The organism is Salipiger sp. HF18, from assembly GCF_011806505.1.
GTDB classification, from domain to species: Bacteria; Pseudomonadota; Alphaproteobacteria; order Rhodobacterales; family Rhodobacteraceae; genus Salipiger; species Salipiger thiooxidans.
This window is the reverse complement of record NZ_JAATOS010000153.1, coordinates 1-8,462: the sequence shown is the minus strand read 5'-3', so window position 1 is coordinate 8,462 and position 8,462 is coordinate 1. Positions and strand designations below refer to the sequence as shown.

Sequence of the window (8,462 nt, the reverse complement as noted above, 5' to 3'; positions counted from 1 at the left end):
CGAGCGCCACCAGCGCCGCGGCTCGACGTTCTCGGGCAGGGTATCCTTGGGGATCTGCCGCGCAACGTCGTAGATCGACTTGTAGGTGTCGATGCCGCCCGCCCAGTTGTCGAGACGGTCGCGCCACTGCGCCCAGGGGTCGGGGTTGTACTCGGGCGAGCACATCTCCTCGGCCATCTGGATCTGGTCGTCGGGCAGGAAGGCCGGTCGCACTCCGTGCTCCACGAAGAGCGTGCCGGGAAGCTGCGGGTCCGAGAAGCCCACGGTCTTGACCAGCGCCGCCTCGTTCGCCGCCTGCACATGCACCTGCGCGAGGTAGGCCGACTCCATGATGGCGTCCTGCAGGTGGCCTTCCATGCTGTCGAAGACCTTGGCCGACATCGAGGTGTGCTCGGTGCCGCAGAAGAACTTCAGGTCCACCGACTGGCTGACCACCGGCGACATGTTGGCGTAGGCCACGGCCGAGGCCCAGGTTTCGGCGCCGTCGATGAGGCCCTGCTTGAGGCCGTCGAGGGTCTCTTCCCAGGCCACCGGCACCGGGTTGAGGTTCAGAAGCTGCATGGCGATGCGGCCAAGCTGGGTGCCGGTCACCCGGTTCTTGGTGCCGAACAGCTCTTCGAGTTTCGACACCGTCGGCTTGTCGGCGAAGGTCTTGCCCATCTGCAGCCCGCGCAGTTCGCAATGCGAGAACAGGAATTTCAGCCCGTGGCGCTTTTCCAGTGGCTCGCGCAGCAGCTTCTGGCTCTCGGGGCTGTAGAGGAAGTGGTACTGCGCGGCGCGGCTCGGGAACATGTAGGCGTAGTCGAGCACGTTCAGGTAGGGCGCGCCGCCGGCGGAGTTCTGGGTTGAGGCGGCATACATGTCCACGACGCCGATCTGGGTCTTCTCGACGCAGTTGAGCTGCCCGCAGATCTGGTTGTCGCCGATGAATTCCACGCGGATCTCGCCCTCGGTCCTCTCCTCCAGGTCCCGGGCGAATTCCAGCGCTCCCATGCGCTCGATCAGCAGGTTCTGCGCGTTGAAGCCCGACGCGCCCATCTTGAGCGTGTGCTTGGGCTCCTTGGCGAAGCGTTTCTCGTAGGTGGTCTGCGCGGCGCGGACGACCTCGGGCAGCGTGGCGGCACCCGCGAAGGCACCGGCGCCAAGCACCACCGACGACAGGCCGAACTGCCCGGACAAGCGGAACAGATCCCGGCGCGAGATCGCGCTGAGGGCTTTTGAGACTTTCATGTTTTCCTCCCTTGCAGTCAAAAATGAGACTTGCAGTATCAATATTTGAAGATTTATGTCTGATCAGGCAAGAAGAAATTCACGAAGCGCCCAAGGCTTCGACGGGAGGAGACGGAAATGGCTGATATCACGGCGGATTACGTGATCGTTGGAGCGGGCTCTGCGGGCTGCGTACTGGCGAATCGGCTCTCTGCCGATCCCGCGATCCGTGTGGTGCTGCTCGAGGCCGGGGGGCGTGACTGGAACCCGTGGATCCATATCCCGGTGGGTTACTTCAAGACCATGCACAACCCGTCCGTGGACTGGTGCTACAAGACCGAGCCCGACCCCGGCCTGAACGGGCGCAGCATCGACTGGCCGCGCGGCAAGGTGCTGGGCGGGTCGTCGTCGCTCAACGGGCTGCTCTACGTGCGGGGCCAGCCGCAGGACTACATGCGCTGGCGCCAGATGGGCAATCCGGGCTGGGGCTGGGACGAGGTGCTGCCGCTCTTCAAGCGCTCGGAATGCCAGGAGCGCGGCGCCGACGAGTACCACGGCACCGACGGCCCGCTCTCGGTCAGCAACATGCGGCTCCAACGCCCGATCTGCGATGCCTGGATCGCCGCGGCGCAGGCGGCGGGCTATCCCTACAACCCCGACTACAACGGCGCCGTGCAGGAGGGGGTGAGCTACTTCCAGCTCACCACCCGCAACGGCCGTCGCTGCTCGGCGGCGGTGGCCTTCCTGAACCCGGCGCGCAGCCGGCCCAACCTGCAGATCATCACCCGCGCGCACACCCAGAAGGTGCTGGTCGAGGGCGGCCGGGCTTCGGGCGTGGTCTACCGCGACGAGGCGGGCGCGCTGCACACGGTGCGGGCCGAGGGCGAGGTCATCCTGTCGTCGGGCGCCATCGGCTCGCCGCAGCTCCTGATGCTGTCGGGCATCGGCGAGGCGGCGCAGCTGCGCGAGCACGGCATCGAGGTGCTGCGCGACGTGCCGGCGGTGGGCAAGAACCTGCAGGATCACCTGCAGGCGCGGCTGGTCTTCAAATGCAACGAACCCACGCTCAACGACGAGGTGCGCAGCCTCGTGAACCAGGCCCGCATCGCGCTGAAATACGCGCTGTTCCGGGCCGGGCCGATGACCATGGCGGCGAGCCTCGCCACCGGTTTCATGCGCACCGCGCCGCATCTCGAGACGCCGGACATCCAGTTTCACGTCCAGCCGTGGTCGGCGGACAGCCCCGGCGAGGGGGTTCACCCGTTCTCGGCCTTCACCATGTCGGTCTGCCAGCTGCGCCCGGAAAGCCGGGGCGAGATCCGGCTGCACTCGGCCGATGCCGGCGCCTACCCGGCGATCATCCCGCGATACCTGTCGACCGAGCTCGACTGCCGCACCATCGTCGAGGGGGTGAAGATCGCCCGCCGCATCGCGCGCCACGCGCCGCTGACCTCGAAGATCTCCGAGGAATACCGGCCCGACCGCACGCTCGACCTCGACGATTACGACGGGACGCTCGACTGGGCGCGCAATCATTCAAGTTCGATCTACCACCCCACCGGCACCTGCCGCATGGGCCCCGAGCCCGGCGCCGTGGTAGATGCGCGCCTGCGGGTGAAGGGCGTGCAGGGGCTGCGGGTGGCCGATTGCTCGATCATGCCCGAGATCGTCTCGGGCAACACCAACGCACCGGCGATCATGATCGGGGAAAAGGCCTCGGACATGATCCTCGAGGACCGCAAGGCGGGCGCATTGCAGCGCAGCGCCTGAAATCATCAATTTTCGGGAGGAAAGAAACGATGCTAGACAAGCAGATGACGGAAAGCCGTCCGGCCAGCAAGGGAGGGACCAGCATGAAGATGACAACCGAGGAAGCCTTCGTGAAGGTGCTGCAGCGCCACGGCATCCGCCATGCCTTCGGGATCATCGGCTCGGCCATGATGCCGATCTCGGATCTTTTCCCCAAGGCGGGCATCACCTTCTGGGATTGCGCCCACGAGGGCTCGGCGGGGATGATGGCCGACGGCTACACCCGCGCCACCGGCAAGATGTCGATGATGATCGCCCAGAACGGCCCCGGCATCACCAACTTCGTCACCGCGGTGAAGACCGCCTACTGGAACCACACGCCGCTGCTTCTGGTGACGCCGCAGGCCGCCAACAAGACCATCGGGCAGGGCGGGTTCCAGGAGGTCGAGCAGATGAAGCTGTTCGAGGACATGGTCGCCTACCAGGAAGAGGTGCGCGACCCCAGCCGCGTGGCCGAGGTGCTGACCCGCGTCATCGCCAAGGCCAAGCTTCTGTCGGCGCCGGCGCAGCTCAACATCCCGCGCGACATGTGGACCCAGATCGTCGACATCGCGATCCCCGATCCCATCGAGTTCGAGCGCTCCTCGGGCGGTGAGAACTCGGTCACCCGCGCCGCCGAGCTGCTGTCGGGCGCGAAGAACCCGGTGATCCTGAACGGCGCCGGCGTGGTGCTGTCCGAGGGCGGCATCGCGGCCTCGATGGCGCTGGCCGAGCGGCTTGATGCGCCGGTCTGCGTGGGCTACCAGCACAACGATGCCTTCCCGGGCTCGCACCCGCTCTTTGCCGGTCCGCTGGGCTACAACGGCAGCAAGGCGGGGATGGAACTGATCGCCGCGGCGGATGTCGTCCTGTGTCTCGGCACCCGGCTCAACCCGTTCTCGACCCTGCCGGGCTACGGCATCGACTACTGGCCCAAGGACGCCAAGATCATCCAGATCGACATCAACCCCGACCGCATCGGGCTGACCAAGAAGGTCTCGGTCGGCATCGTCGGCGACGCGGCGAGGGTCGCGAAGGGGATTCTGTCGCAGCTCTCGCCCTCGGCCGGTGACGAGGGCCGCGACGCGCGCAAGGCCAGGATCGCCGAGACCAAGTCGAAGTGGGCGCAGCAGCTGTCGTCGATGGATCACGAGGACGACGATCCGGGCACGTCCTGGAACGAGCGCGCCCGCGCCGACAAGCCCGACTGGATGAGCCCGCGCATGGCATGGCGCGCGATCCAGTCGGCGCTGCCCAAGGACGCGATCATCTCGTCCGACATCGGCAACAACTGTGCCATCGGCAACGCCTACCCGGCCTTCGAGGCGGGGCGGAAGTATCTCGCGCCCGGGCTCTTCGGCCCCTGCGGCTACGGCCTGCCGGCCATCGTCGGCGCCAAGATCGGCTGCCCGGACGTGCCGGTCGTGGGCTTTGCCGGGGACGGCGCCTTCGGCATCGCGGTGAACGAGCTGACCGCCATCGGGCGCGGCGAGTGGCCGGCGATCACCCAGATCGTCTTCCGCAACTACCAGTGGGGCGCCGAGAAGCGGAATTCGACGCTGTGGTTCGACGACAACTTCGTCGGCACCGAGCTCGACACGCAGGTGAGCTACGCCGGCATCGCGCAGGCCTGCGGCCTGAAGGGCGTCGTGGCGCGCACCATGGAAGAGCTGACCGAGGCGCTCAACACCGCGATCAAGGACCAGATGGAGCACGGCAAGACCACGCTCATCGAGGCGATGATCAACCAGGAACTGGGCGAGCCCTTCCGGCGTGACGCCATGAAGAAGCCGGTGAGCGTCGCGGGGATCGACCCCGCGGACATGATGGACCAGCCCGGCTGATCCATGCGCGAGAGCCTTGCCACCCTGACGTCCGGCCATCTGCTGGCCGGACGCATCCGGGAGTATTTTCCCGGTGTCATGGTCTCGATCCTCGTGGCGCTTGCCGCGCAGTTCGTGGCCGAGCACTACGGTGCCCCCGCGATGCTGATGGCGCTTCTGTTCGGCATCGCGCTCAATTTCCTCGGTGCCGAGGGCCCCACGGCGCCCGGCATCGCGCTCAGCGCCCGCACGGTGCTGCGCATCGGCGTGGCCATCCTCGGCGCGCGGATCAGCGTCGAGATGCTGCTGTCGCTGGGGCTCGGCATGATCGGCCTGCTGGTGGCCGGGACCGTCTGCACCATCTTCTTCGGCCTCGCGCTGGCAAAGCTCATCGGCCAGCGCACCCGCTTTGCCGTGCTGACCGCGGGCGCGGTGGCGATCTGCGGCGCCTCGGCGGCCATGGCCATCGCCGCGGTGCTGCCGCGCGACGAGCGCTCGGAACGTGACCTGCTCTTCACGGTGCTGGGGGTGACGGTGCTCTCGACCGTGGCGATGATCCTCTACCCGATCCTGACGCGGGCCATGGGGTTCGACGACGTCACCGCCGGGGCCTTCATCGGGGCCACCGTGCATGACGTGGCGCAGGTGGTGGGCGCGGGCTTCTCGATCTCCGAGACCGCGGGCGAGACCTCGACGCTGGTCAAGCTCATCCGCGTGTCCTTCCTCGCCCCCGTGGTGGTGGTCATCACCCTGCTGTCGCAGCGCAGCGGCGGCGCGGTGACCGAGGGCAAGCGGCCGCCGATCATCCCGGGCTTCGTGCTGGGCTTCCTCGTGTTCGCCGGGCTCAACAGCTTTGATCTGATCCCGCCGGTGCTGGGCGCCTTCCTTGCCAAGCTCTCGTCCTGGGCGCTGCTCGCGGCGATCGCGGCGGTGGGCATGAAGACCGACCTGCGCAACATCATCAAGGTGGGCGGCGGTGCCATCGCGCTGATCGTGGCCGAGACGCTGTTCCTCGCGGCGCTGGCGCTGACCGGGCTGCGCTTCATCGAGCTGGCGCAATGACCGGCGCCGTGCTTGCCCTGAACGCCGGCAGCTCGTCGTTCAAGTTCGCGCTGGCCAATGCGGGGGCGCCCGGGACGCCACTGCTCTGGGGCGTGGTCGACCGGCTCGGCACCGAAGAGGGTGCCCTGTCGCTCAAGGGGCAGGGCGGGGCCGCCACCACGCCGCTTGCCGCGCCCGACCACGGTGCGGCGCTGGCGGCGCTGATCGAGGCCATCGAGACGCGCTGCCCGGGGCTGCGGGTCACCGCCGTCGCGCATCGCATCGTGCACGGCGGCAGCGCCTTCACCGCGCCCGAACCGGTCACGCCCGCGCTTCTCGAGGCGCTCGAGGCGCTGGTGCCGCTGGCGCCTCTGCACCAGCCGCACGGGCTGCGCGGGATCCGCACCGCGCTCGAGCTCTTCCCCGACGCGGGCCACGTCGCCTGCTTCGACACCGCCTTCCACGCGGGCAGGCCTTGGGTGCACGACGCCTACGCCCTGCCGCGGCGCTTCTACGACGAGGGGATCCGGCGCTACGGGTTCCACGGGCTCGCCTGCGCCTCGATCTGCCGGGCGCTCGGGGCCGATGGCTATCCGCTCGCCGAGCGCAGGATCGCCATCGCCCATCTCGGCAACGGCTGCTCGGTCACCGCGGTGCGGCACGGGCGGTCGGTGTCGAACAGCATGGGGTTCTCGGCGCTCGAGGGGCTGGCCATGGGCACCCGCTGCGGGCGCCTCGACCCGGGCGTGCTGCTGCACCTAATGCGGGGCGGCATGGACGTGACCGCGCTCGAGGCGCTGCTCTACCGCAAGTCGGGCCTGCTGGGGCTCTCGGGGTTGTCGAACGACATGCGCGATCTCGCCCGGTCGGGAAGCGTCGCCGCCGAGGAGGCCATCGCCTATTTCATCGAGCGCACGGTCGAGGAGATCTGCCGCGCCGCGGGCGTCATGGGCGGGCTCGACGCGGTGGTGTTCAGCGGCGGCATCGGCGAGAACGCCGCCGACATCCGCGCGGCGGTGATGGCGCGGCTGGCCTTCCTTCCCGGGGCCGAGGGGGCTGGCCTCGAGATGCTCGTGCGCCCCGCTGACGAAGAGGCGGAACTCTTGCGCACCGCCGCCGGTCTCCGCGCCGCAGAACAGGGCCACCCGGCAGCGCGCTGACACCCTTTCCCCGGACCGCGTCGCCGCTATCTGTGCGGAGGCGGGGGCCGGGCAGCGGTTCATTCCCTCATCCCGGAACGCGGCGACGCCCGGGCCCGCCCTCATTCCGGCGGCAGCCGACGCGGGCAGGTCCGAAAACGCTTGCCTGCACCCTGCCTTCGCCGGTCTGATCGGGACAGGACATGCGAAGGAGCGACGGACCATGATCGAGAGACGCGGATTGCTGGGCTGGTTCCTGGCCTCGCCGGCGGCGGCGTCGCAATCGACCCTCGGCGGGGATGGCACCCCGGACCCGGATCTTTCCGCCGCCGAGCGCGCGCAGGCCGCGGCGGCGGCGGCAGAGGCCTCCGAGATCCGCGCCTCGATGAGCGCCGAGGCGGCGGCGACGGCCGAGGCCAACATCGGCGCGGTGAGGCTGTCGTCTGCGGGCGTGCTGCCGGGCAACCGCGCGGCCGCGAACGACGCGCGGCTCGACGCCTTCGAGAAGCGCTTCCGCTCGACGCTGGTGGACGGGCAGGGGCAGACCATCCCCGTCACCCGCATCCCCGAGGGCAACCGCTACCGCAACGTCTTCTGGGAGGTCGAGAATTTCGAGGGCGGGCTTACCGCCCGCGTCGCCGCCCGCGACACCATCAAGGTCAACACCGTGCTGGTCACCCGCAGCGAGCTTTACGAGAGCTGGCCGCAGGACAAGTGCTTCCTGTTCAAGCCCAAGGGCCCCTACAACGCCAATTCCGAGCAGGTTCTGTTCCTGCCTTGGGTCAAGGGCTCGGGCCACGGCAACCGCGACATGTCGACCTCGCTGATCCGCGGCACGCCCAAGCGGCTGGGCCCGGACATCGAGCACCTTTTCCAGCGCATCGACGAGGGCGCGGGCACCGGCGGCTCGACCTGGTCGGCGGGCGAGGTGGACGGGCAGATGCTGATGATCGAGCGCGAGAAGGACGTCGAGGGCACCATCCGCGACCACCATCTCTGGGGCCGGCGCCTGCACGAGGCGCGGCTCGACCAGCAGCTCGAGGTGAGCGCCGAGCCCGGCGACGGCACCGTGCGGCTGACCTTCGTGGGGGAGGCGGGCAACGACACCCACGGGCTGAAACCCGGCGACCGCTTCGGCGTCTCGGGCGTGGCCAAGCAGCGGGTGGGCGGCACCGCGATCTCGGGCGAGTACGTGGTGAAATCCGTTGTCGATGCGCACAGCGTGGTGGTGGCTGCGGACGACATCACCGGCAGCGACAGCGCCACGCTGGCGCCGACGCGGCTGGTCTTCCGCGAGGACCGCTTCGCCGAGATCCTCGTCGATGGCGGCGGCGGGCCCAAGAGCCTCTCGGAGGCGCTGCGTGATTTCGACGGCTCCGCCTGGCCGACGCCGGTGACCGAGATGCACAGCTTCGGCCGGGTCCCGGGCTCGGACAGCTTCTGGTTCGGGCTGCACGGCGGC

Annotated in this window: 6 protein-coding genes; 5 read left to right on the top strand and 1 reads right to left on the bottom strand. The window is 68.9% G+C overall.

All coding sequences use genetic code 11. The features are described 5' to 3' along the window. A partial coding sequence (locus HC022_RS13775) for a TRAP transporter substrate-binding protein (RefSeq protein ID WP_167452826.1) occupies nt 1-1,230 on the bottom strand: 1,230 nt, incomplete at its 3' end. A 117-nt stretch (nt 1,231-1,347) separates the two neighbouring features. Between HC022_RS13775 and HC022_RS13770 the strand changes: the two genes are divergently transcribed. The 5 genes from HC022_RS13770 to HC022_RS13750 all read left to right on the top strand — a co-directional run. After that, on the top strand, nt 1,348-2,979 hold the full coding sequence (locus tag HC022_RS13770) for a GMC family oxidoreductase (protein ID WP_167452825.1): 1,632 nt from the start codon (nt 1,348-1,350) through the stop codon (nt 2,977-2,979). Between the two features lie 83 nt (nt 2,980-3,062). Beyond that, nucleotides 3,063-4,841, top strand: coding sequence for a sulfoacetaldehyde acetyltransferase (gene xsc / locus HC022_RS13765; protein WP_089962982.1), 1,779 nt, complete (start codon nt 3,063-3,065; stop codon nt 4,839-4,841). Nucleotides 4,842-4,844: 3 nt separating this feature from the next. Beyond that, nucleotides 4,845-5,882, top strand: coding sequence for a YeiH family protein (locus HC022_RS13760; protein WP_167452824.1), 1,038 nt, complete (start codon nt 4,845-4,847; stop codon nt 5,880-5,882). Continuing rightward, nucleotides 5,879-7,021, top strand: a complete 1,143-nt coding sequence (locus HC022_RS13755) for an acetate/propionate family kinase (protein ID WP_167452823.1) — start codon at nt 5,879-5,881, stop codon at nt 7,019-7,021. The genes HC022_RS13760 and HC022_RS13755 overlap by 4 nt, the downstream gene beginning before the upstream one ends. A gap of 202 nt (nt 7,022-7,223) precedes the next feature. Further along, nucleotides 7,224-8,462 (top strand): hypothetical protein (locus HC022_RS13750; protein ID WP_167452822.1); only part of this gene is annotated, 1,239 nt, incomplete at its 3' end.